Source organism: Roseobacter sp. EG26 (genome assembly GCF_049830555.1).
In the GTDB taxonomy this organism is placed as follows: Bacteria; Pseudomonadota; Alphaproteobacteria; order Rhodobacterales; family Rhodobacteraceae; genus Roseobacter.
In genome coordinates this window covers 1-23,205 of the sequence record NZ_JBNBLH010000026.1, presented here as the reverse complement: position 1 = coordinate 23,205, position 23,205 = coordinate 1, and the positions used below count along the sequence as shown (strand labels likewise).

The window sequence follows — 23,205 nt, the reverse complement described above, 5'->3', positions numbered from 1 at the left end:
CTCGTCTCGGTCTGTGGCGTCGCCGCCCCGTCCCGCCCGTCTGGCGCCCCAACAATGCATCGCTGCGTCGCCGGTGAGGGGGGTTCTAAGGTTACTCCAACCCACCCGCAACCCCTTTTTTCGGAAAGTTTGCAGTTTCCAGCATATTTCTGCAAAATCATTCAATAACAGTGTGTTATGAGATCACCAACTTCTACGCGGATACACGGTCACTGCCCCATAGAGGCAATCTCCAGCTGAAACGGGCTGTTTTTGAGTGAATCACTGACCGGTTGTAACGAACGACGGGGGCCGAGAACCCCCCACTTATTGGGAAACAAACAAAATCTCTTACGCTGAGGACGCCCAACACATGGGCACAACAAATATCACATCCGATATCCTTGATTTGCTCCGCAGGGAGAAGAGTCAACAACCTGCCACCGGCGGCCGAAATAACGAGAGCCCAAGTTAACGACCGTCCAAAACGATCAAGGTGCAGAGCATCGAACGCCTATTTCAACTGGTGCCGCCGAGTCTCATCATGGCTTTGCTATATTCTAAAGATGTATATGCCTTAGTTGACCTTGTTCGACATCCTTATCCGGCATGCTGCTGCTAAAGCTGTCAATGACCAACTAGAACGGGCATCAGGCATGCAATTCGAGCTCAACTCTCAACACGCGGGCACGCTGACGCATCAGAATTCCTCCCAACCTTCCCCAGAGACCGGTTGGCTACCTGCGGCAACCGCCACCTTAGGCCGTGGAACGGTTTGGCCGACCGGCGCACCAACGGTCGAGGCAGTCTTCGGTTTGCGGACAGGGACTTTGCCCTCCGATACGCCGTGGAATTGTTGCAAGGCCTTTGCCAAGGCGGCCGCCTCACCACTCATCGACACACTGGCAGCCGACATCTCTTCCAGAGACGCCGTATTGGTTTGCGCGGTCTGGTCGATTGATCGTATGGCCGTATTGACTTCTTCGATCCCAGCCGACTGTTGCCCGACCGCCATTGCAATCTCAGAGATTTGATCTGACGCCACTTCAACTTCGGAAATAATCCCTTCCAAAGCGTCACGTGACGATGCAACCCTCTGGACACCAACCTCAACGCTTTGATTGTTCTGATCAATGACCTGGCTGATTTCCTGTACAGCTTCCTGAGAACGCTGTGCCAGCGCGCGCACTTCGGAGGCCACAACCGAGAAACCGCGTCCGGCTTCTCCCGCCCGCGCCGCTTCGACACCCGCATTCAAGGCCAGAAGGTTGATCTGGAATGCGATGTCTTCAATAACCTTGACCACGCGATTAATCTGCTCAGATGCCTCTGTCATGGCATTGATCGACGTCTCCGTCTCACCTGATATCTTACGAGCCTTGTCGGCGCTTTCGCGCACCTTGCGTGTCGCTTCATCCGCGGATTTGGCGTTTTCGACAACCTGGCGGATACTGGCCGTGACCTCTTCCACAGCTGCTGACGTTTCTTCGACAGCCGCAGCAGCCTCTTCGGCACGTTTTGACATATTGTTTGACGATGTTTCGAGATGGGAGGATGTAGAAGAAACGTTCTGGCCGCTCTCCATGATCTCCGCCATAGTTTTGGCAGTGCCTCAAGTGCCGCGTTGAAATCATCTTTCATTCTCAGGAAAGCGCCATTTCGGTCACCATCAATCCGGATGCCCAAGTTACCTTGCGACAACTCTCCGATACATTTCACCACATCTTCAATGTTGGTTTCTGTCTCCTCAAGTAGCCGATTAATGACCTCAGCCAATCCGACAAGTGCCGCATCGTCGCTGTCATTTGACATCCGGTTGGAGAAATCACCCAACGCAGCATCACCCAAAACGCACTCCATGTTCTTCTGAAAACCTTCCAGCGTTTTCAACCGCGCGCGTTCCGTTTCGCGTTCATGCTGCTCGGCGGCGCGGCGTTCTTCCTCAAGCTCTGCTTCGCGCGCCCGCTTCGTATCCTCGGCCTCGCGCTCCTTTTGGCGCATCTCCACTTCGTTCACGCGGGCATTCAGGATCGATGTGCGAAAACGGTCCAATGCGGTCACGATTGCGCCAATCTCATTGGTTGTGGCTTTGGGAAGCTCGGCGTCGAGGTTCCCTTCGGACAATTCGGTCGCAGCATTTGACACTGCGAGCATCCTGACACGAACAAATCGAGCCACATACCATGCCGCAACGATACTGAACGCAATGACCAGAAGTGCGAGGACCGAGTTCAAAAGCGCTTCGAAGCCCGCTTTCGCCTGCCGTTCCTGCATTAATTGGAGGAGTTCCACCGCAGCAAAGTCTTCAACCTCTTTCAGCAGGTTGATCTTCTCGGTCTTCGCCTGAAAGAAATCATCGCCGGAAATCCCGGCCAGGTCCCCCATTGTCCCGGCCTCCAAGGCGACCTCGCGCATTCATTGTACTGAATCGGTCGCTCTAGAAGCCATTACCTCTTCGAATTTGGCAATCGACTTTGGGGACGCATCAGCCAAGAATACCGAATAATAGATTTCCTGAATCTGGATCAGTGTTTGAAAGCGCAGGAGGCTTTCGGATGAAAAATTGCCCGCCGAAAAGGCGACGGAGCCAACAGCACGTTCGATGCCGGCCCGTTCTTTGCCTTGAAGAAATCCAGCAAACGAAATCACCCTCGAAGAAATGTCGACATCGTTTGCGAAGGTGGAGATGTTTTTGATGAACCGCAGGATCTGTCCGTTGAGGTTGGTATAATAGGCGATACCTTCCGCAATTGTGATCGTTTGCGCGTCGACGCTGGAGCGGATGGTATCCATCTGCGCGAGCGTCGACAGAATAGCTTCTGAATCGCTCGCAAGCGATGCGAAAGCAGGTTCCATCCTAAACGCGTCAAACTGACGTTCAAAATCTGCAACAGCAATCTTGCGCTTCTCGTTCGTTTCGAGGCGCTGAGCAGTAAGCTGGGCTTCAAATTCTGTGCCACCGGACCCAAGGAACACAGCCGTCGCCCCACGTTCCTTTTGTTGTTCATGCACGAGGCTTGACGCATTTGTGGCCAAAGTGATCAGTTGGTCGAGTTTGGCATAGTCCCGAACGTCTTCAATTTTGGGAAAAATCACCCAGAGTGAAAGTAACAGGATCATGACAATTGGCATGATAGTCACAGCAACCAGAGATTTCGTAATCGATAGGTTTATCAGCAACTTGTTGATCATGAAGAAATCGCCTTTTTGTGTAACAGCGATACACTTTCACCGCATTTGCCCGGCTGTGTACTTCAGAGAAATGAAGACTTGCTGAAGTAGACCCCAACGCGATTTTTCCGTGGCAGCAGGATTTCGCGATATCCAATTTGCTGGTCAGGTTCTGACTTATCACGCTCTCTACAGTAATAGGCTTGAAGCAATCGTCTGACCCGTTATTGCAGGTCCAATTGGTTGAGAGTCCTCGCAATGGCCTCTGCGAGAGCCTTCATACGTTGGGGTTGCGCACGCGATGGCGGGAACAGCATCTGCAAGGCTGTATCAGGGGCAGCATAGTCGGACAGCAGCGGCACCAGCCGTCCCGCGTTCAGGTCGGCCGCGACATCAAAATTTGACTTGAGCGCAATCCCTTTTCCCGCCAGACACCATTGACGCACAAGATGGCCATCATTGGAAATAAGCCGCCCCTGAACCAGCACGGATTGCGCCGTTTCACCCGCTCCGAACTGCCATTGATTGTCGAGCATCTGCCCGAAGCGCATCAAAAGACAAAGGTGATTTTTCAGCTCTGCAGGTGTCGCAGGACACCCGTGGCGTGCAATGTATTCCGGGGATGCGCATACGATCCGCCGCGCCGCCCTCAGCTTGCGCATGCGCAAAGTCCGGTCCGGTATATCGCCAAACCGCAGCGCGATGTCGATGCCCCCTCCGACGATATCCACGTATCCATCAGACAAAAGCAATTCAACCGACACAGCCGGGTGTTCGGATATGAAGGCGTCGATGATTTGACTGATTGTCGTTCGTCCAAGATCACTGGGTGCGCTGATACGAATGGAACCAGATAGCGTTTCGGCCCCGAATCTGATGCGCGCCGTCAGGGCGTCGGCTTCTTCCAGAAGCGGGCCAATTCCCTCCAGCAAGGTGCGCCCTGCATCAGTCACACTCAGGGAGCGTGTTGTCCGGTTTAGCAACACCGTGCCCATATCCCGCTCCAACGCCGCCAGCCTCTCGGACACTGTGGTCGTGGACAGGCCAAGGTCCCGCGCCGCCGATGCAAAACTGCCGAGCTCCACGATGCGCTGGAAAAGTCGCAAATGTTCCAAATTCACTATCCGTATTTCCCGAATACTGATTTCGACTTCTGACAGTTTATCCGGATAAATGGATTGCGTAAATCCGTTCTGCCAGACCAAAGGAGAACTCAAATGACTCAGTTGACGATCACCGGCAACATCATTGCCAAAAAAGGCCACATCGACACCGTCAAGGCCGAGCTGGAAAAACTGATCGCACCCACCCGCGCCGAAGACGGCTGCATCCAGTACGACCTGCATCAGGACAATGAAGACCCAGCGTATTTCATGTTTTACGAGAACTGGGAAAACCGTGAACTGTGGCAAACGCACATGAGCAACGACCACCTAAAACGATATATGGAAGCCACCGAAGGCATGGTCGAGAAGTTCTGGATTCATGAGCTGACCCACATCGCCTGATCCGTGCCCGCCCCGCCGTTGGGTCCCGCCCGGCCCTTCGCACAGCCTGCTCCAACCGTATTGACCGACGGGATCGCAACGTAGCAACCTCAGTCCCCAGCGAAGAATATCTGGCCAATCGCGCCGAAAAATACATCGAAAACCGAACAGCGGAATCAGCCATCGCATCTTCCGCTTACCGCGCCGGCAGCAGGCCGGTTGAACTATTGATCCCCGGACAGGAGACCTGAAATGAAAGCCGTAGGCATTACTCACTACCGCGACATCGACGAGAACGACGTCTTCGTTGATGTCGATTTACCCAAACCAACGCCCAAAGGCCGTGACCTGCTGATCGCCGTCAAAGCCGTTTCCGTGAACCCTGTCGATACGAAAGTCCGCGCTGGCGGTGGTGACAAGGTTGAAAACCCGCCTCGCGTTCTCGGCTGGGATGCGTCCGGTGTCGTCGAAGCCCTGGGCGCGGAGGTCACACTGTTCAAACCCGGCGACGAGGTCTACTACGCAGGCGATATAACCCGCTCGGGTTCTAACGCCGAGTTTCAGCTGGTTGATGAGCGTATCGTCGGTCATAAACCCAAATCTCTCAGCTTTGCCGAGGCCGCTGCCCTCCCCCTGACCACGATCACGGCCTATGAGGCTTTCTTTGACCGCCTCGGTATCGATCGCGACGGCGCAAATACTGGTGAGACGATCCTCATTGTCGGGGCCGGTGGTGGCGTTGGCTCGATCGGCGTACAACTGGCCAAGGCGGCTGGCCTGACCGTGATCGGCACCGCTTCACGTGTGGAAACCTCCAATTGGATCAAAGAGCTCGGTGGCGATCACATCATCAATCACCACGCAGACATGGTGGCGCAATTGCAAGACCTTGGCATGCAATACGTAGACCACATCGCCATCTTCAACGACATGCGCCACTGGGAGGCCTGCGTCGAGATGATCCGCCCGCAGGGGGGTATCGTCTGCATCGATGACACCGACCTGCCGATGCCTATGGATGGTATGAAACTCAAGGCCGCGACTCTGCATTGGGAATTCATGTTCGCCCGGGCTATGCACGAGACCCCCGATATGATCGAACAGCACAAGCTGCTGAGCCATGTTGCCGTTGAAATTGATGCAGGCCGCATCCGCACAACGCTGGATGAAATCGTAGGTCCGATTACCGCAGCAAACATGCAAAAAGCGCATGCGCTGATTGAAACCGGTAGCGCGAGGGGCAAGGTTGTGCTGGCCGGCTTCGACTGAAGCTCTTGGAAAGGCATCAAACAGGCAGATCAAACATCTCGCCGGTGCAACCATCCGCGTCACACAACCTGATACGTTGGTGTCACGCTGCGCTCACATTCTTGATCCGCACCCTGGCCCCGCCTGCGCAGTGTGGCGCGCCCCGTCACTTGTATCGACGGGCCCGGCGAAAACATCGCTGGTATGGCCAGTCTTGATAGCTGCAAACTGATGCGAGCGCCCGAAGACAATCGGCAGTGGAAGGCCGAACCAATACCAAATACAATTGACACATGATGAAGTTGCTGGCGCGTATTTCTGCGGTTTTGATTTTGCTTGCCGGAGGGGGCAACGCTCAGGACTCGGTGTTCGTCGGGAACGTGCCTTTGCCTGAGGATGTCGTTGTGTCAACTCAGGCGGAGGGAGCCTTCGCTGGGATCTGGGTTGGGCGCTGGGACAATCGGCGGAACCACATTCTCGTTGTTGAACGCCTAGGCGACGATGGACTTGCGGATGTCGTATATGCCGTGGGAAGCGATCTGAATGGACGGGGTCGGTGGTTCAGGCGGAAGGCAAGAATCGACGGTGATACGCTCGTTTTTGCGGATGACAGTTTTGCCGCCCGATATTCACTTTCATCCACCGGTCGCATCCGTGGCGTTTTCGCCAACAACAAAGGCTTTGCGATACTGCAGCGCCAGCAGCTATCGGCGCTTATGTCTTCTCCAGAGAATGACTGGTTTTCAGTTGGCGCTGTTGAGCGGCTTGAGACCCGGCTGGTCGAAAACGGGCATGACATAACGCTTTCTGTCGTCATTTACCGCCCCGAGGGTCCAGGACCGTTTCCGCTTGCGCTTGTCCATCACGGTTCAACGGGCACTGGCAAACACGCATCGGATTTCGATCAAATCTGGACACCTGATTGGCTCGCTGATGTCTTGAACGAACACGGCTGGCTCGCTGCTTTTCCCCAACGACGTGGCCGCGGTCTATCGGACGGGCTTTATGACGAAGGGTTTGCGGAAGATCGTTCCGAAGGGTATTCGCCCAAGGCTGAGCTGTCGCTGCCCGGCGCCGAGCGCGCACTCGAAGACGCAAACGCAGCACTAGACGCCCTGCGAAAACGTGCCGATGTCTCTCCGACCCAGACCCTTGTTGGAGGCGTGTCACGGGGTGGGATTGTTGCCATCATGCAGGCCGGGGATCGTCCCGACGAGATCGCAGGTGTTATCAACTTTGTCGGAGGGTGGGTTGGTGAAGGTTGGGGTGACGACATAATCAATCCCACGCTGTTTCGGCGAATTGGTACATTTGGCGGGCCGGTCCTGTCGATTTACGGCGAAGAAGACCCATTCTATAGCGTCGAACACTCCAAACAGAACCTGGCCCAAATGGAGGCGCTCGGCGCTTCAACTCAACTGCACGTGGTGAAAGTCGATGGGTATGGCAACGGGCATTGGGCTGTTGCTGTTCCGAACCTGTGGGAAGAAGTGGTCGACGCGTTTCTCAGGACGATCGATTAAGACATCACCGCTGCCCTCAGGCGCAGCTCCACAAAGATAACTGTAAGATGTAGGTTCACCTAAACCCGCGCCGTGACTCAAGGAGGTCATCAGAGGTTTCCTGAACCGCAGATGCTAAACCTGCTGTTTCCCTTCCGCTGCCCAGATCGCACCGCGGCGGATGATCTCCGCCACCTGCGGTTGCTTCAAATCATCCAACTCATGCCCAATCGAGCAATAGAACACGCGGCCCTTGTCCCAACGTCGTTTCCAGACCACGGGAATGACCGTCCCTTCGATCCACCACAGATGATCACCAGAAAAAGTTGTAGTGGCCAGCACCTCGTTTGAGGGGTCCACCGGCATGTAATATTGCTCGGTTGTCAGTCGAAAGCTCCTGATGCCTTCGACGATCGGATCGTCGGGTTTGCAGATTGTCACATCATAGTCGATGTAGTCTTCGCGCGGCTGCAGATTGTCCGGCCAACCCGGCGGATGGGCAACGAACTGCCCGCCAATCAGAAAGTGATAGGTCGGGCGATCCCGGAAAGCATCCCCCATATGGCCATGCCAGCCCGCCAACCCGCAACCCTCGCCGATCAGCTTCAGCAGGCCGTCCTCCTGCGGTTTGGTCATGTTGCCGTATTTGTCCTTGTGACCCGACCGGGCGGAGGACCATATCGGTGTGATCAGGTCCAGATCGTCCAAATCCTCGGGCCGCTCGAGTGGTTCCAGAGTGTCATAGACCGCCACCTCGAAGCCGTTTTCCGCCAGCAGCGTTTGGTACCAGTCGCTGAATTGCGTGGGTGTGTGTCCCTCCCAGCCTCCGACAAAAAGAGCCGCTTTCATTCCGTTTGTCCTCGCATATAGTTGAAGATCGAGGCCATATCGCGAGCGTCAAACCCCTGCGCTTCGGCCTCTTTCAGAACCTGAAAAGTGGTTTCTGTTTGTGGCATGGGCACGCCACCGCTTTGCGCCAAATCCAGCGCCAGCCCCACATCCTTGCGCGCCAAAGCAACGGTAAAGGTCACGTCCTGACTGGCCTCGTCCAGATAGATCGGTCGACGAAATTTCAGCATCGGGGCGGCGGCGGCGGAATTCTCAATCACGTCGAAGGCGCGGTCGTTGGTGATACCGGATTTTCCAGCGAGGCAGAGCGCCTCGGATACGGTCTGATTCATCCCAATTCATCGCAGCCAAAACAACGCTCCGATCAATACCCAATATGCTGTAGGCAAATTTTTGGGGGTCGAAACACTTCCGATCCACTCAAGCATTTGTTTTGTGAATTATTTTGATATGTATGGTGCGCCTAGGGGCTAGAAAACCCAAACACCATTCTCGAGACCCTGTCCGATTGGGAAGAGAAACTCAAAGGTTTTGAAATTGACATAAACACAGAGCCAAAGCCCGTACGACAGCTGACACTAGCCAATCTCGGGTAACGCCAAGAACGCCGGAACCAAACACATGAGCGCCACAGCCAAACATCGCCCAACCCCCGAAGATTTTAACACCTCTGCAGCGAACCCACGAACCCGAAGGAGTAAAGGGCCGGACACTCCTCTACACTCAATGCGATGACATCAGTCCATCCCACCGTGAGATAGGCACCTGTCGCTTTCGCAATAGCTGTTTCTGCAAAGCCCAGAAAGCTTCGTTGTCGCCAAAACAGCTGTCCTCGCAAAAGATATCTGGAACAATTCCACCTTTGTAGCCTGCCAGATCAAACAAGGCGTTATTCGTGGCGATCCCTGCACCGCCAAAGAGCCATTGTTTCTGGCGATGCCCTTCGGGCGCGTAGTCCTGTTTAGTTTTGAGGAGTTTCAACCATGCGCGTTGCTGTTTCTTGGTTGCCATCGTGCGAATTCGCAACGATTCTGGCTGTATCTTGTCGTCGCGGTAGGCGTTCAAGATGCGGTTGACGATAGGCACGTTCGACGGCTTGTGTCGTTAGGATGAGATAACTGTCGGCGCTGGCGGCGACATCGAAGCGGTCACTACCGACCAAGCCACCTGAGGTGCTCAGCACCATAACTTCGACCTCATACCCACGACGCGGAAGGGCAAGCTTGATGGCGCCCTAGGTTCGAAACCGGTCAATACCCGTGCGTCCGGCTTGTCGTTTGCTCGACAAGGTCATCGTGCGGCTGGACCTTGGGGCGATGCTCGCCTCTCGTGATGCCCATGGTGCTTCGATACTTAGTGTTGCTCCCACAACCCGACCCGGATGCCTCAACATGTGCACCTGGGGTGATCTACTGCAGAGGTTTCGGCAAAAGTCCAATCCGGCGGACGTGGCTATTTTCCGGGCGGAAATAGGCGGTGACGCCTAGAACCATGCTAAGATGAAATTCGCTCCATAGTGTTGCCCGATTGGCGTGTCGATCGTGTGACAGGAACCGTTTCGGTTAGGCCAGCGTTAGCCATAGCGTGGCAGAAAGCTTGATTGCCTCGCTTCAAACCTCTTTGATCATTTCATGAGCGGTTTGAAAATTCTTTTGATTTTGTTTCTTGCCCTGCCGATGTCGGGTCGGACGGCAGAGAACCCGCTTGTGTCCGCCTTTGCATCCTGTGCAGGCCGGTTTTCGGCAGAATTAGAACACGCTTGGTTGATGCGCGATGCGCATACCGATGAGATCGCGCGTCGCAGGACGCAGTTCATCGACCTACTGGATGCGACGGCGCCTGACGACTGGCGGCGAATTGTGCTCCACTTGCGCATCGACGCGAAGATGGCCCACGCGCGATTGCTAAGCGCCGCCACCTTTTCAGACGAAGTGGACCGATCTCAAAGGGCGATGCGCCGTGCCAAGTCCGAGATCGACTATTGCACAGGATTCTTGCTTGAGGGCTGAAACGCTCAAAGATTTGGCGCACCCTTCGCTGAAAAAACCAGCGCAGCCGTAAAAGTCTGCACAATTTTTAGCGGATTGAGCCCAGCAGGCGCTTCGATACACCGCCGAAACTCGCAGTCGCAGCAACTTCCATGGAACGACTTCTTCCGGGATCTTTGTATCCCGATGAACGTGCGATGGTGCTGGCCTTGCAATTCCAATCACCACCGCACTCCGCAATTAGATTGCGTGGGGGGCATATGGGGGATCGTACCCTGGAAAGCAACGCTTCCTGCGCAGTGGCTAAAGGAATACTGCGATGAAAAAGATACTTCTTGGGTCTGCTGCCTTACTGGCCGCTTCGATGCTGCCGGCCTTGGCGCAAGACTGCCCGATCAAGATTGGCGTGCTGCACTCTCTGTCGGGAACGATGGCGATTTCGGAGACGACGCTGAAAGATACCATGGAAATGCTGGTTGAACAGCAGAATGCCGCTGGTGGCGTATTGGGCTGCGAGTTGGAGGCCGTTGTGGTCGACCCGGCCTCGGACTGGCCGCTATTTGCAGAAAAGGCGCGCGAGCTTTTGACAGTGCACGAGGTCGATGTGATCTTTGGGAATTGGACATCGGTAAGCCGAAAGTCCGTTCTGCCGGTGATCGAGGAATTAGACGGCCTTCTGTTCTACCCGGTTCAGTACGAAGGCGAGGAATCGTCGAAGAACGTCTTCTATACCGGTGCCGCACCTAACCAGCAGGCGATCCCGGCGACGGATTACTTCCTTGAAGAATTGGGGGTTGAGAAATTCGCCCTTCTGGGCACTGACTATGTCTACCCGCGCACGACGAACAACATCCTGGAAAGCTACCTTCAGCAAAAGGGCATCGCGGCGGACGACATCTTTGTAAATTACACGCCGTTCGGTCATTCCGACTGGTCCAAGATCGTCTCAGACGTCGTGGCGCTTGGTGCTGACGGCAAGAAAGTCGGCGTGATTTCAACGATCAACGGTGATGCGAACATCGGGTTCTACAAAGAACTTGCTGCGGCTGGCATAAGTGCTGACGACATCCCCGTCGTGGCTTTCTCGGTCGGTGAGGAAGAACTCGCCGGTCTCGACACGTCGAACCTTGTGGGCCACCTGGCGGCCTGGAACTACTTCCAGTCTGCGGAAAGCGATGCCAACGACGCCTGGGTAGATGCCTGGAAAGCGCGCATGGGAGAAGAACGCGTGACGAACGACCCCATGGAGGCGCATTACATCGGCTTCAATATGTGGGTGAATGCGGCGACAGCTGCGGGAACCACCGAAGTGGAAGCCGTGCGCACGGCAATGTACGGACAGGAGTTCCCCAACCTGACCGGGGGCACCGCTGTCATGTTGCCGAACCACCACTTGGCGAAACCGGTTCTGATCGGTGAGATCCAGGAAGATGGTCAGTTCGACATCATCAGCCAGACCGAGGAAGTGCCGGGCGATGCCTGGACTGACTTCCTGCCAGAATCCGCGGTCCTGAAATCGGATTGGGCCAAGCTGGGTTGCGGCATGTACAACACCGAAACTTCGTCCTGCGTACAGATCAAGTCGAACTACTGAGCACGGTGGGTTGAAATCCCGGCCTATGGGGGCGGCGCGGGTCGCCCCTCAGAACACCTTACGGGGCTGAATTCGCTATGTCGAAACTACGTTGGTACTTCGTCTGTATCACGACGGTGCTGCTATCCGTCTTCACGTTGCCTGTGATGGCCCAGAACGCGGATGCGCCAATCCAGCAACTCTTGCAGCACCATGGCGAGATCATCGCCAAATCCTCGCGGAAAACCATTGCGCCGGCGGTCGACGCGCTCGCCGCCAGTGGGCTGACGCAAGCGCAAACAGTGCTGACGCGTTGGCAAGCAAAAGAGATGTGGCGCAACAAAGAAACCGGGCTGTTCGTCTATGGTGAAAAGGCGGGCAAAGAACTGGCTGCTTTCGATTTCGCGGATGGCGCCGATCTTGGCACCTTCGCTGCGGGTAACTTCAAGCAATTGAAACCCAACAGCGGCATCCGCGGCATGATCGGCGCGGCCTTGGTACAGTTCCAATTGTCCGGGTCGTTCACCGACAAGATGCAAGCGCTGGATGCCATTGAGCGCGATGCCGAGGCGTCGCATCTGGCCGCGCTAGCCAAGGTTCTGCCGGACGAGACCGACGCAGCCGTGCGGCAGCGGATGGAGCGTTTGCAAAGATTGCTGACGATCCGTTTCGGAGAGACCGAAGAGGACCGGATCGTCGCGATCCAGAGCTTTGAAGGCGACCTCGGCGTCGATGTGCGGGCCGCGCTAAACCCGCTTTTGGTGGTGACGGTCGAAGCAGCTACAGCACCACCCGAGGGCGAAGACATCGCCCGTATTCTGACCGTAGGCAGTGAAGACCTGCCGCGTGAGGCGGCTTATGACCATCTTGTCGCTGCCGGCCTGGCCACCCCCCGGATCAGTCGGGACGACAAGCGTAATGCGCTTCTGGCCAATATCTCGGATGGTTCAGTGGCTGGCGTAGAAGTGGCAACGCTTGACAGCGAGTCCGCGCGCGACCTGGCCTATGCTGTATTGGCCGATCAGGGTTTGGTTGACCGTGTGGCCACCGACTCTGAGGTGGAAGCGACCTTGGCTGATTTCACCTTTTACGAGCGCTACACCGGATCACCAGTTGTCGCAGTTGCGGCGGCTGCCGTGCTATCGGGGATCGAGAACAAGGTGGCCGTCAATCAGGCGTTCGATCTGGGGCTGGACGCCCTGTCAATTGCTTCGATTTACTTTTTGGCGGCCATCGGCCTTGCCATCACCTTCGGCGTGATGCGCGTAATCAACATGGCCCACGGCGAGTTCATCATGATGGGCGCCTACACCGGCTACGTGGTCCAGCAGATCATCACGGATTACACCCTCTCGATCATCGTCGCCCTGCCTTTGGCTTTTGTGGTAACATTCGGGGCCGGTGTAGCGATGGAGCGCTTGGTCATCCGGCATCTGTACCATCGGCCGCTCGAGACGCTCTTGGCAACCTTTGGGATTTCCATTGCCCTGCAGCAGATCGCAAAGAATATCTTTGGTACACAAGCGCGACCGCTGACTTCGCCCGGATGGCTGGACGGATCACTGGTGTTCAATGACATCGTTTCGATCAGTTACATCCGGATCGCGATTTTCGTAATGGCGTTGATGTTTCTCGCGCTGTTCCTCTTCGTGATGAACCGCACGCGACTTGGGCTGGAAGTACGGGCGGTGACCCAGAACCCGCGCATGGCGGCCTCGATGGGGATCAACCCGGACAAGATCAACATGCTGACCTTCGGCTTTGGCTCTGGCATTGCCGGGATCGCAGGAGTGGCCATCGGGCTTTATGCCAAGGTGACGTCAGAGATGGGTGCGGATTACATCGTGCAAAGCTTCATGACCGTGGTCGTGGGCGGTGTAGGCAGTATCTGGGGCACGCTCCTGGGCGCGACCATGGTTGGTTCGCTGCAGAAAGCGATCGAGTGGCTGAACCCGTCGAATACGCTCGCCGCACAGACCTATATGATCTTGTTTATCATCCTTTTCATTCAATTCAGGCCGCGCGGGATCATCGCGCTCAAGGGCCGGGCCGCGGAGGCGTGAGCATGGCGGAACTGACAGCAGGCCCTGCGCGGCGCAGGCCCCTCGTGGAGCGCTATCCTTCGGTGCTGATCTTCCTGACCTGCCTTGGGCTGTTTACACTGGGCGCCACGATCCTGTCCGAAGGCTTTGGCATCGGCGTGATTTCAACCAGTTTCGTCAAGACATTGGGCAAGACATTGTGCCTTTGTCTGGTGGCTTTGGCGATGGATTTGGTTTGGGGTTATTGCGGCATCCTGTCCTTAGGGCACATGGCGTTTTTCGGCCTTGGTGGTTACGCGATCGGCATGTGGCTGATGTACGAGCGGACACGGTTGATCGTGGTCGACAGCCTTGCTGCCGGGGGGCTTCCTGCGACGCCGGAAGAAATTTCCAGCGGCATCGCCGCGCAGATCTTTGGCGTTGTCGGGGCTTCAGAGTTTCCGCCCGTTTGGGCTGTCGCGCATTCTCTTCCACTGCAACTGGCGGCGGTGGTTCTGGCGCCGGGGCTTCTGGCGCTGGTTTTCGGTTGGCTGGCTTTCCGCAGCCGGGTAACGGGGGTTTACCTGTCGATCCTGACCCAGGCGATGACCTTGGCGCTGTCGTTGTACCTGTTTCAGAACGACAGTGGGTTGCGGGGTAACAACGGCCTGTCGGGTTTGCAAAATCTGCCGGGATTGGAAAACACTGGTCAGGCGATTGTCTCGATCTGGTTCCTTTGGGGATCGGCCCTGGCTCTGGGCCTGGGTTATGTACTGGCGGCGTGGATGGTGTCGGGCAAGTTCGGCTCGGTCCTGCGCGGCATCCGGGATGACGAGGCGCGGGTACGGTTCCTTGGCTATCCGGTCGAAGCGTTCAAGCTATTTGTTTTCACCGTTTCGGCTGTGTTGGCGGGCATTGCCGGGGCGATCTATTATCCGCAGGCAGGGATCATCAACCCGGCCGAGCTGGCACCGATTGCCTCGATCTATCTGGCGGTCTGGGTCGCCATTGGCGGGCGTGGGCGGCTTTACGGAGCGGTCATTGGTGCGGCTTTTGTTTCGCTCTTGTCGAGCTGGTTTACCGGAGGACAGGCACCCGATTTGAACATCCTTGAATACCGCATCCAGTGGGTGGATTGGTGGACAGTGCTTTTGGGTTTGTCCTTCGTGGCAGTCACCCTGTTCGCTCCCAAAGGCATTGGAGGGTTGTTCGATCTATTGGCCGCGCGGCGCAATCCGAACCGGCATGGTCAGGACCTGGGCCCCGATCACGGCTCCCTCCGGGAAAAGGAGGCCGACGCATGAGCCAACTTCTGGAAGTCTCGGGGGTCTCAGTCAGCTTTGACGGGTTCAAGGCGCTGAACAATCTCTCATTCAGCATCGGCAAAGCCGAGTTGCGGGCAGTCATCGGGCCAAACGGCGCGGGCAAGACTACCTTTATGGACGTGGTCACTGGCAAGACCCGGCCCGACGAGGGCAGCGTTCTTTGGGGCGAGCCCCCGGTATCTCTGTTGGGCAAGTCCGAGAGCAAGATCGCCACGGCGGGGGTCGGGCGCAAGTTTCAACGGCCCACAGTATTCGAGGATCAAAGCGTTCAGGACAACCTGATTATGGCACTGAAGAAGGCGCGATCGCCTCTTTCCGTTCTGTTGTTCAAACCTGAAGCATCGGATTTTGCCCGGGTCGAGGAACTGGCAGACGTTATTGGCCTGGGCCCTGTTCTTTCGATGAAATCCGGAGAGCTGTCGCATGGGCAGAAGCAGTGGCTGGAGATCGGAATGCTACTGGCGCAAGAACCAAAACTGTTGCTGGTGGACGAACCTGCGGCGGGGATGACCCTGGCCGAACGCAAGAAAACCACTCAGATTTTGCGCGACGCAGCGAAGTCGCGTGCTGTGGTGGTTGTGGAACATGACATGGATTTCGTGAGACGGTTAGACTGCAGGGTAACGGTGCTGCACGAGGGGTCGGTTCTGGCCGAAGGCTACATTGATCATGTGACCCAGAACCAGCAAGTGATCGAGGTGTACCTTGGCCGATAGTTTCCTCAGAATCCGGGATCTGACGTTGCATTATGGTGGCAGTCAGATCCTGAACGGTGTAGATTTCGAGGCCGCTCTTGGCGAAGTCACCTGTGTGATGGGCACCAACGGGGTCGGCAAGACTTCCCTTTTGAAGGCATTGGCAGGCACACATCCACGCTCGGGCGGTGATTACGTCCTAGATGGTCAGAGCATCGGCAGGTTAAAGGCTTTTGATCTGGCGCGAAAGGGTGTCGCCTATGTGCCACAAGGGCGCGAGATTTTTCCCTTTCTGACGGTGCAAGAGAATTTAGAGACAGGATTTGCCTGCCTGCCGAGTATGGAACGGAAGGTGAAGGACGAAATCTTTGAACTGTTCCCCATTTTGAAGAAATTCCTCAATCGGCGTGGTGGCGATTTATCGGGAGGTCAGCAGCAGCAACTCGCAATTGCCCGCGCTCTGGTGTCGAACCCAAAGGTGCTGTTGCTGGATGAGCCAACAGAAGGCATCCAGCCCAATGTCATTCAGCAGATCGGCGAGACCATTCGCATTCTGAAAGAACGCGGTAATATCGCCATCGTTCTTGTCGAACAGTACCTGTCTTTTGCCTACAGTCTGGGGGATGCCTTTATGGTCATGGAACGTGGAGCGGTCAAACTGCGCGGGCAAAAGGCAACGCTGTCGCTCGATGACCTGGCGGAGAGCACTGCGTTGTGAGCCATCATGCCTTCCAATGTCTTGCGGTCACTTCTTTGGGCGGAAAAAACACCTTCCCAACGCCTGTCGGCTAAACATGCGGCAAGGTCCGAGCCTTTGACCAGCATCAAAAGATGAAATTGTTGTCCGTTTGGCCTCCACCACGGACGACGCCGTCCTCCTTGCCTACGAAGAGAAACTGACTTTTATGCTGGACGAACAGGCTCGTTCGCGTGATCAGCTCAAAAATCAGACGGTTCTGATTGGCTGTTTCGAAGAAAAACTGGAACCGACCCGGACGTTTTCGCAAGCCCTTGGATGATATGAGAGAATGGCCACATCGCAATGCGCCAGCTGGTGCTTAATCCGGTGTTTGCGGACCGCGTCACGTACTTCCGAAATCGGAGACCCAGAACCCCCGAAATCAACAAATCGTTCAAGGTTTCAGGGGTAATTTCGACCCAGAGAAACTGTTTTGGTGCACCTGAGAGGAACAACCTAGAACCATTTGGCCCGATTGACATTTTGTCTGAGCTAGAAGATTTAGCAAGCATTCTTGCGTCTGATCCGGAAGTTATCCACAGGCTATCTGCGTTGGCGTCAGGCAGTGATGATCTGCGCGAAGCAGATACGGCTTCACCATATACTCCAATACATTCTCCAACCCCCGAGGCATCTCCATGAGCGGGCCGGACACTAGCAGAGCATTCCGTGACACGGCTGGCACAGAAGAACGTAAAAAGCGGCCCCGTCAAAAGCGCAGCGCAATGTCGCCCGTGACATTGCGGTTGACGGCCCAGGAACGGGAAAAGCTGGAAGAGTTGGCAGCCGGAATGACGCTCAGCGCCTATATCCGTGCCTGCGTTTTTGCTGAAGAAACCAAACGACGGAAAAAGCGCCCGAAAGATGTGATCGCTGACAAGAAAGCAGCGGCGGAAGCACTTGCCCTGCTGGGACAGTCCCGCATTGCCAGCAATCTCAATCAGCTTGCCTATCAGGCCAACATCGGTGGTTTGGCAATTGAGGACGAAGAGAAAGCTCAGTTGGCGGATGCCACAGCGCATCTCACAGCCATCCGCGCCCTGTTGTTGCAAGCTTTGGGAAAAGACAGGTGATCCTTGAAGGCAATGAACGCGGCTCAGGTGCTGAACTGGCGCGGCACTTGATGAACCCCATCGACAACGATCATGTCACCGTTCACCTGGTCGACGGATTCGTTGCAGAGGATCTTGCCGGTGCCTTTGCTGAGACGGAGGCAATCAGCGAGGCAACACAGTGCCGGAAGTATCTCTTTTCCCTCTCCCTCAATCCGCCACCCGGAGAGAATGTCCCCATGGAGACCTTTGAAGCCGCTATCGCACGTGTGGAAGACAAGCTGGGGCTGACGGGCCAGCCCCGCGCGATGGTCTTTCACGAGAAGAACGGGCGACGGCACGCGCATTGCGTCTGGTCCCGGATAGATGCCAGATCCATGAAAGCAATCCAGATGTCGCTTTACAAACGCAAGCTGACTGAACTCTCACGGGATTTATTCCTCGAACATGGATGGCGGCTGTCTGACGGCTTCCGCGACACCAAAGATCGCGATCCAAGAAACTTCCGCCGGGCTGAAGGAGAACAGGCCAAGCGGGAGCAGCGCGATCCAAAGACCATGAAAGCAATGTTTCGCGCCTGCTGGGAGCAGTCGGATGGCCGCGCAGCCTTTTCGGCGGCGCTGAAGGAGCAAGGGTTCCTCCTTGCACGCGGGGAGCGGCGCGGCTTCGTCGGGGTAGACGCCGACGGCAAGATCTGGTCGTTGTCGCGTTGGTGCGGAGTAAAGCCCAAGGACCTGCGCGAGAAACTCGGGACAGAAGACAGGTTGCCAAGCGTCGACGAGGCGCTGGCCCAACGACACGACCTGCGCAAACCGCAGAAATCTCGATCTGACGCGGCCTTTGAAGAGCGCCGACGACGTCTTGTCGCGGGGCAGCGCGCAGAACGCACCGCATTGCTTCAATCTCAAGAACAGCGGCGCACTGCCGAAACGCTGGCCCGGCAAACCCGCCTGCCCCGTGGCTTGGCAGGTGTGCTTTCTCGGCTGACAGGTCGGTACGAGAATTTGCAGCGCAAGCTGAGACAGGAAGCACAGGCTTGCGACACCCGCGATGCGGTGGAAAAACAGGCTCTGATTTCTCAGCATCTGGACGCGCGGCAGGCATTGCGTCGTGATGTGCGGCGGCAAGATTTAACTGCAGCCTTTGGTCGCAAACGGTGCCCCGACCCACGGCAAAAGTTGATATTGCCAAAAGACGATCTGCCCTACACCCGTGATCAACTCTTGCGCGATCCCGCGCTAATCCTCACGCATATTTCTCATGGCAAAGCACGGTTTGAGCGCAGCGATATCGAGCGCGCATTGAGCAAAAGGATCAAAGACCGGGAAGAGTTGAGCATCGCAGTTGAAACCGCGTTGCAGTCAAAACAACTTGTTGCCACGCTGGACGGGAAAGCCTTCACAACCCAGGAGTATCAGTATGCGGCGACCAAGCTGGACCGAGTTGCCAGTCAAATGTCGCAACAAACTGGCTTTGTCGTCAGCGATCAATACAAGGCACGCGCGATATCATCGCAGGATGCGGAAATGAAACGGACGTTCGGCGGTTGCCTCAGCGATGAACAGCGTGAGGCCCTTGATCACATTCTGCGCGGTCCGCAGCTTGTCAGTCTTGTTGGCCTGGCAGGTGCGGGCAAAAGTACAATGCTCGCCACCGCTCGCGACGCTTGGGCACGTCAGGGCGTGATCGTTCATGGGGCCGCGCTGGCCGGAAAGGCCGCCGACGGGCTGGAAAAAGCGTCAGGTATTCCAAGTCGCACGCTGGCTTCCTTGGAAACCGCCTGGGAAAATGGCTACGCCCCCATTGGGAAAGGGGATGTCTTGATCGTAGATGAGGCGGGCATGATCGGCACAAGGCAACTCGCCCGCGTGGCACAGAAAACGCACAAGATCGGCGCGAAACTGGTGCTCGTTGGCGATCCGGATCAATTGCAGCCCATTGAGGCGGGCACGCCCTTCCGCAAGCTTTTGCAAACACATGGATCGGCCTGCCTGACCGAGATCCACAGGCAGCGCGAGGGCTGGCAAAAGCAAGCCTCTAAAGACCTCGCCGAAGGCCGCACAGTGCATGCCGTTAAAACCTATGTCGTGCATCAATCAGTTACACATGCTGCAGATCACAACGAAACGCTTGAGGCGTTAGTGGATCGGTACGTTCTGAACGCGGAAGCGGAGCCCGAGCGGAGGCGGCTCGCCTTCGCGCATCGGCGCAAGGATGTACATGCGCTCAATCAGTCCATCAGAGCAGCACTTCGCAGCGAGCACCCTGCGCAAGAAACCCTGATCTCCACCGCGACGGGTCCGCGCGCCTTTTCTGAGGGAGATCGGATTGTCTTGGGCAAAAATGATCGCGCATTGGCACTCAAAAACGGCATGCTCGGCACAGTGGACACAATCAGCGATACGGGCATCACCATCGCCCTGGATGACCAGCGGAAAATCACAATCAACCCTGAGATCTACCGACACCTTGACCACGGCTACGCCGTCACTATTCACAAATCCCAAGGTGCGACGGTCGATTATGCCTATGTGCTCGCCTCCCGGTCGATGGACAAGCACCTTGCTTACGTCGCCATGACCCGGCACCGTGAAAACATGCACGTATTTGTCGATGATAAAGACAGGCCACATTGGGTGGCGCGTAAAGTGACCCAAGAACACGAAATCACCTTGCAATCGCCAGGGCCAGAGCGCTGATCCAGAACCCCAGCCAGAAATCAACTGGCCAGTAGCAGTCATCTGCAGCGTGAAAGAAACGTCACAGACATGGGGCAAAGGCAGCTTCTACGTTTGGCCATGAGCGTTGGCTTTCAATAGTTTGGCCTAAGAGACTGCGATCATTCTTTCGGGACACCGCTAGTTCACCTGAAAAGCCCATTCTGACGGTGTCTGCGACATGCAACGATGGCTGCTATGCGCAGGTTCCGGACTTTGCAAAGTCGAGGATTTGGCAGACGGACTTCGGTCACATGCTGCATGAGCAATGGAAGGAGCAGACCTTCGCCGCACGTGCAGCCAGCAACCTTCATCGAACGGAAGGCGTGCGGGACTTTGCGCTAGTTCGCTGCGCGGATTCGAACGTCTGACTTCGTGTCTTAACGGTTCACTTGACGAGTGTTTGATCTCTGGCGGCAGTACCAAGTGACGCTGGTGATTTTATCGGAAATTCTTGATAGCTATTGGCTGCGGAATTTCGCACTATCGTCCAGAGTGTTAAATGTCAGCAATGTGTGGCTTGCCGGTATGTAGCGCTTGCGTCAACATTTGCCGCACTTTGGCTCATATCGCAAATGTGGAATTTATTCCGTTATTTTGGCTTCAAATTTGAATACTGAGAGGGTCAGTAATTGAAAGCGTATGATCTGTCTTTAAGACATATTGAGGAGTTGTCGAAAAATTCTCGCAGCGCTTGGTTTGCTCTGGTTGGGGTCCTTCTTTTTTCCGTGCTGGCTGTGGCGGGCGTACAGGATCGTGACTTCTTTGCTTCAGGCGTTGAGACCAGATTACCTTTGATAGGCGTTTCGGTGCCAACCGTACCATTCTTTTGGGCTGCACCAACAATAATCCTAGCACTGTATGTTCACCTTCACTTGTATCTCTTGAGGCTTTGGTCCGCACTGAGCCATTTACCAGTTGAAGTTGAGGTGGAGGAGGCCACCGTTCGATCAGAGGACATGGTATATCCTTGGCTTATTTCCGATGCAGTGCTCAGTTTAAAATCCAGTGTCCATCGCCAGTTCATGTCAGTCCCAAAGTTGGCAATTGCGGTTTCTTTCGTCTGGATCGCCGGTCCATTGGTTCTTGCATTGTTTTGGGTTCGTTCTTGGCCTTATCATAGTGAGTGGCTCAGCATGTTTGCTGCAATCAACATGCTTGTTGCAATTTGGCTCGGAACTACGACGCTATTCTTTATGTTGAACCAAGTAGCCAATACATCTCCACTTCCCACTGTTTTACGTTTCTTTTCCAATTCGCTCCATGGTATCAAAGTAACCATATTTACTATAATAATAAGCGTTTTAGTGTCGGTTATAAGTTGGAACAAGACGGAAGGACCATTGTTTGGGTTGGAAATCTGGGCGCTCTATTCTGCAGACCTCTATCAGACCGAACTAGTTGAACGACCCGACAATTGGGTACCCCATGAAGAAGCTGAACTTCAGTTTCTGGCCCGATACGGAGATATCCGCCGTGCAGAATTGGATGAATTGCTCTTAGCGGAGAAATCGGGGAAAAAATTACCTGATGGTAGATCGGTTGAGTGGCTTACTAGAGCACGAACGGCATTCAAAAAAGAACGGATCGCATTCCTTCGATCACTCAACAAGCTCGATTTAAGCTTTGCAGACTTACGTCGAGCCAACTTAGAAGGTGCATTTTTGCCGGGAGTCGAACTAAAAGGAGCACGCCTAGGTGGAGCATATCTAGGTGACGCAAATCTTGAAGGTGCGAAATTTGTCGCCACGGATTTTTCGGGTGCTAAATGCAACTTTTTATTTAACATCTCACCACTTGGTTTAAGAACTCAAGGGTTCATCGGTGATGACGGCGATATCACCGATTGTACTAGTTTCTGGAGAACAGATCTATCTGGTGCAATCTTCAAAAATATTGAAGCAACGGGAATAAATGCAAGCAAAGCTCGCCTCGTGGGTGCGACTTTTTCTAATGTTGATTTATCTAATTCGAGGCTATCAAGAGCCGACCTCTCGCGGGCAGATATGATCCAAGTCTATTTTGAAAATGCCGATCTGACCGGCTCCATATTTGCTGGGTCGTCAGTTCGCTCGGGTTGGAGTGGTGGTGAGGCCGACGAGTTTCCCACTGACTTAACTGACGCCAATCTACAGTTGGCCGACTTTTCCAATTCTGTGATCATAAATGTAAAAGCAAATGGAGCAGATTTTACTGGAGTGAATTTTTCTGGTGCAAATGTACTTGAGGCTGGTTTGTCTGCCGACCAAATTGCAAATTCTAGCGGTGATCGGCGTACAGTGATGCCTATGTTTGACCCTTCAGTGGAGTTGCCTGAGTGTTTTCAATTCAGCAAGGAAGACTTCCGCTCACTTGCTGTCTGGCTTGGAGACCTAAATGCCAACCTGACTGAGCGCTTCAATCTCTGTTAGACTAACAAGAACAGCCGATACATCCATTTGCACAAATGACCTTGATATCAAATTTCACACGAAGCGAGTATTTGATGGAAACTGTTAGATACTTTGAGTTCGGGATAGCTTAATACTCTTAGCAAACCTGTTAGGCATATGAACCAGATTTCGACATAGTGGCCGCTCATGCATGCCGCGGCATTCGACGCTGTGGGCTCACTGCCGCCTTGCGGCGATGCGGCGTGCGCTTCGCTCCGATCTGGGCAAAATAGATGCGGCGCGACCTCCACTGCCAGCCCAAAGCAGACATGGGTATTCTATGCTAGTCCCGCATTCAGCGGTAATCTCCCCATTTTTAGAGGGGCGCGTCAGTAGAATCTAAGCTGCCTTCAGTTTTTGTATCGGGGTTATCCCGCCGATCCCCATGTTTGGTCTTTCGTTGTTGTATGTCCATAGCCAATGAGTG

At 55.1% G+C, this 23,205-nt stretch carries 21 protein-coding genes; 13 read left to right on the top strand and 8 right to left on the bottom strand.

All coding sequences use genetic code 11. The features are described 5' to 3' along the window. Positions 1–679: 679 nt before the first annotated feature. The 4 genes from ACOTTU_RS24370 to ACOTTU_RS24355 form a co-directional block, all read right to left on the bottom strand. Positions 680–1,378 carry a methyl-accepting chemotaxis protein gene (locus ACOTTU_RS24370; protein WP_425662049.1) on the bottom strand — a complete coding sequence of 233 codons (699 nt, stop codon included), beginning with the start codon at positions 1,376–1,378 and terminating at the stop codon, positions 680–682. Next, positions 1,312–2,394, bottom strand: a complete 1,083-nt coding sequence (locus ACOTTU_RS24365) for a HAMP domain-containing protein (RefSeq protein ID WP_425662047.1) — start codon at positions 2,392–2,394, stop codon at positions 1,312–1,314. The genes ACOTTU_RS24370 and ACOTTU_RS24365 overlap by 67 nt, the downstream gene beginning before the upstream one ends. Further along, the gene (locus ACOTTU_RS24360) at positions 2,395–3,171 is read right to left on the bottom strand and encodes a nitrate- and nitrite sensing domain-containing protein (protein ID WP_425662045.1); all 777 of its coding nucleotides are present in this window, start codon (positions 3,169–3,171) and stop codon (positions 2,395–2,397) included. 203 nt (positions 3,172–3,374) lie between these two features. After that, positions 3,375–4,271, bottom strand: coding sequence for a LysR substrate-binding domain-containing protein (locus tag ACOTTU_RS24355; RefSeq protein ID WP_425662043.1), 897 nt, complete (start codon positions 4,269–4,271; stop codon positions 3,375–3,377). 96 nt (positions 4,272–4,367) lie between these two features. Between ACOTTU_RS24355 and ACOTTU_RS24350 the strand changes: the two genes are divergently transcribed. The 3 genes from ACOTTU_RS24350 to ACOTTU_RS24340 all read left to right on the top strand — a co-directional run bounded on the left by ACOTTU_RS24350 (position 4,368) and on the right by ACOTTU_RS24340 (position 7,408). After that, positions 4,368–4,658 (top strand): putative quinol monooxygenase, encoded by a 291-nt coding sequence (locus ACOTTU_RS24350; protein ID WP_298922381.1) that lies wholly within the window; start codon positions 4,368–4,370, stop codon positions 4,656–4,658. 231 nt (positions 4,659–4,889) lie between these two features. Beyond that, positions 4,890–5,906 (top strand): zinc-binding alcohol dehydrogenase family protein, encoded by a 1,017-nt coding sequence (locus ACOTTU_RS24345; RefSeq protein WP_425662041.1) that lies wholly within the window; start codon positions 4,890–4,892, stop codon positions 5,904–5,906. A gap of 272 nt (positions 5,907–6,178) precedes the next feature. Further along, a complete protein-coding gene (locus tag ACOTTU_RS24340) occupies positions 6,179–7,408 on the top strand; it encodes an alpha/beta hydrolase family protein (RefSeq protein ID WP_425662039.1) in 1,230 nt (409 codons plus the stop codon). Between the two features lie 114 nt (positions 7,409–7,522). On the opposite strand, the gene ACOTTU_RS24335 is transcribed toward ACOTTU_RS24340, so the two are convergent. The 4 genes from ACOTTU_RS24335 to ACOTTU_RS24320 all read right to left on the bottom strand — a co-directional run bounded on the left by ACOTTU_RS24335 (position 7,523) and on the right by ACOTTU_RS24320 (position 9,422). Beyond that, a complete protein-coding gene (locus ACOTTU_RS24335; RefSeq protein WP_425662037.1) occupies positions 7,523–8,236 on the bottom strand; it encodes a ThuA domain-containing protein in 714 nt (237 codons plus the stop codon). Beyond that, positions 8,233–8,568: an NAD-binding protein gene (locus ACOTTU_RS24330; protein ID WP_425662035.1), complete on the bottom strand. Its 336-nt coding sequence runs from the start codon at positions 8,566–8,568 to the stop codon at positions 8,233–8,235. Before ACOTTU_RS24330 ends, ACOTTU_RS24335 begins: the two co-directional genes overlap by 4 nt. 391 nt (positions 8,569–8,959) lie before the next feature. Then, positions 8,960–9,247 carry a hypothetical protein gene (locus ACOTTU_RS24325; protein WP_425662033.1) on the bottom strand — a complete coding sequence of 96 codons (288 nt, stop codon included), beginning with the start codon at positions 9,245–9,247 and terminating at the stop codon, positions 8,960–8,962. Further along, positions 9,198–9,422 (bottom strand): urease accessory protein UreD, encoded by a 225-nt coding sequence (locus tag ACOTTU_RS24320; RefSeq protein WP_425662031.1) that lies wholly within the window; start codon positions 9,420–9,422, stop codon positions 9,198–9,200. The genes ACOTTU_RS24325 and ACOTTU_RS24320 overlap by 50 nt, the downstream gene beginning before the upstream one ends. A 445-nt stretch (positions 9,423–9,867) precedes the next feature. Here ACOTTU_RS24320 and ACOTTU_RS24315 point away from each other — a divergent pair, with 445 nt between their 5' ends. From ACOTTU_RS24315 to ACOTTU_RS24270, 10 genes are all read left to right on the top strand, one after another. Then, a complete protein-coding gene (locus tag ACOTTU_RS24315) occupies positions 9,868–10,245 on the top strand; it encodes a hypothetical protein (RefSeq protein ID WP_425662029.1) in 378 nt (125 codons plus the stop codon). Between the two features lie 298 nt (positions 10,246–10,543). Beyond that, positions 10,544–11,818, top strand: a complete 1,275-nt coding sequence (gene urtA / locus ACOTTU_RS24310; protein WP_425662027.1) for an urea ABC transporter substrate-binding protein — start codon at positions 10,544–10,546, stop codon at positions 11,816–11,818. Positions 11,819–11,895: 77 nt separating this feature from the next. Further along, positions 11,896–13,860, top strand: a complete 1,965-nt coding sequence (gene urtB / locus ACOTTU_RS24305) for an urea ABC transporter permease subunit UrtB (RefSeq protein WP_425662025.1) — start codon at positions 11,896–11,898, stop codon at positions 13,858–13,860. A 2-nt stretch (positions 13,861–13,862) separates the two neighbouring features. Further along, positions 13,863–15,122 carry an urea ABC transporter permease subunit UrtC gene (gene urtC / locus ACOTTU_RS24300; protein ID WP_425662023.1) on the top strand — a complete coding sequence of 420 codons (1,260 nt, stop codon included), beginning with the start codon at positions 13,863–13,865 and terminating at the stop codon, positions 15,120–15,122. Beyond that, complete coding sequence (urtD, locus tag ACOTTU_RS24295) at positions 15,119–15,859, top strand: urea ABC transporter ATP-binding protein UrtD (protein ID WP_425662021.1); 741 nt, start codon at positions 15,119–15,121, stop codon at positions 15,857–15,859. The genes urtC and urtD overlap by 4 nt, the downstream gene beginning before the upstream one ends. Beyond that, positions 15,849–16,556 carry an urea ABC transporter ATP-binding subunit UrtE gene (urtE, locus tag ACOTTU_RS24290; RefSeq protein WP_425662019.1) on the top strand — a complete coding sequence of 236 codons (708 nt, stop codon included), beginning with the start codon at positions 15,849–15,851 and terminating at the stop codon, positions 16,554–16,556. The genes urtD and urtE overlap by 11 nt, the downstream gene beginning before the upstream one ends. 130 nt (positions 16,557–16,686) lie before the next feature. After that, entirely contained in the window at positions 16,687–16,857 is a 171-nt protein-coding gene (locus ACOTTU_RS24285) for a hypothetical protein (protein ID WP_425662017.1), read from the top strand. Positions 16,858–17,302: 445 nt separating this feature from the next. After that, entirely contained in the window at positions 17,303–17,650 is a 348-nt protein-coding gene (locus ACOTTU_RS24280) for a plasmid mobilization protein (RefSeq protein WP_425662015.1), read from the top strand. Continuing rightward, positions 17,647–20,328, top strand: coding sequence for an AAA family ATPase (locus ACOTTU_RS24275; protein ID WP_425662013.1), 2,682 nt, complete (start codon positions 17,647–17,649; stop codon positions 20,326–20,328). The genes ACOTTU_RS24280 and ACOTTU_RS24275 overlap by 4 nt, the downstream gene beginning before the upstream one ends. A gap of 650 nt (positions 20,329–20,978) precedes the next feature. Next, the gene (locus ACOTTU_RS24270) at positions 20,979–22,757 is read left to right on the top strand and encodes a pentapeptide repeat-containing protein (RefSeq protein WP_425662011.1); all 1,779 of its coding nucleotides are present in this window, start codon (positions 20,979–20,981) and stop codon (positions 22,755–22,757) included. Positions 22,758–23,205: the final 448 nt, after the last annotated feature.

Excerpts from the sequence above, each read along its gene's own strand:
- ACOTTU_RS24365 (WP_425662047.1), bottom strand. The coding sequence starts at position 2,394 with ATGCGCGAGGTCGCCTTGGAGGCCGGGACAATGGGGGACCTGGCCGGG.
- ACOTTU_RS24360 (WP_425662045.1), bottom strand. The coding sequence starts at position 3,171 with ATGATCAACAAGTTGCTGATAAACCTATCGATTACGAAATCTCTGGTT.
- ACOTTU_RS24350 (WP_298922381.1), top strand. The coding sequence starts at position 4,368 with ATGACTCAGTTGACGATCACCGGCAACATCATTGCCAAAAAAGGCCAC.
- ACOTTU_RS24345 (WP_425662041.1), top strand. The coding sequence starts at position 4,890 with ATGAAAGCCGTAGGCATTACTCACTACCGCGACATCGACGAGAACGAC.
- ACOTTU_RS24340 (WP_425662039.1), top strand. The coding sequence starts at position 6,179 with ATGATGAAGTTGCTGGCGCGTATTTCTGCGGTTTTGATTTTGCTTGCC.
- ACOTTU_RS24335 (WP_425662037.1), bottom strand. The coding sequence starts at position 8,236 with ATGAAAGCGGCTCTTTTTGTCGGAGGCTGGGAGGGACACACACCCACG.
- ACOTTU_RS24330 (WP_425662035.1), bottom strand. The coding sequence starts at position 8,568 with ATGAATCAGACCGTATCCGAGGCGCTCTGCCTCGCTGGAAAATCCGGT.
- ACOTTU_RS24325 (WP_425662033.1), bottom strand. The coding sequence starts at position 9,247 with ATGGCAACCAAGAAACAGCAACGCGCATGGTTGAAACTCCTCAAAACT.
- ACOTTU_RS24320 (WP_425662031.1), bottom strand. The coding sequence starts at position 9,422 with ATGGTGCTGAGCACCTCAGGTGGCTTGGTCGGTAGTGACCGCTTCGAT.
- ACOTTU_RS24315 (WP_425662029.1), top strand. The coding sequence starts at position 9,868 with ATGAGCGGTTTGAAAATTCTTTTGATTTTGTTTCTTGCCCTGCCGATG.
- urtA (WP_425662027.1), top strand. The coding sequence starts at position 10,544 with ATGAAAAAGATACTTCTTGGGTCTGCTGCCTTACTGGCCGCTTCGATG.
- urtB (WP_425662025.1), top strand. The coding sequence starts at position 11,896 with ATGTCGAAACTACGTTGGTACTTCGTCTGTATCACGACGGTGCTGCTA.
- urtC (WP_425662023.1), top strand. The coding sequence starts at position 13,863 with ATGGCGGAACTGACAGCAGGCCCTGCGCGGCGCAGGCCCCTCGTGGAG.
- urtD (WP_425662021.1), top strand. The coding sequence starts at position 15,119 with ATGAGCCAACTTCTGGAAGTCTCGGGGGTCTCAGTCAGCTTTGACGGG.
- ACOTTU_RS24280 (WP_425662015.1), top strand. The coding sequence starts at position 17,303 with ATGTCGCCCGTGACATTGCGGTTGACGGCCCAGGAACGGGAAAAGCTG.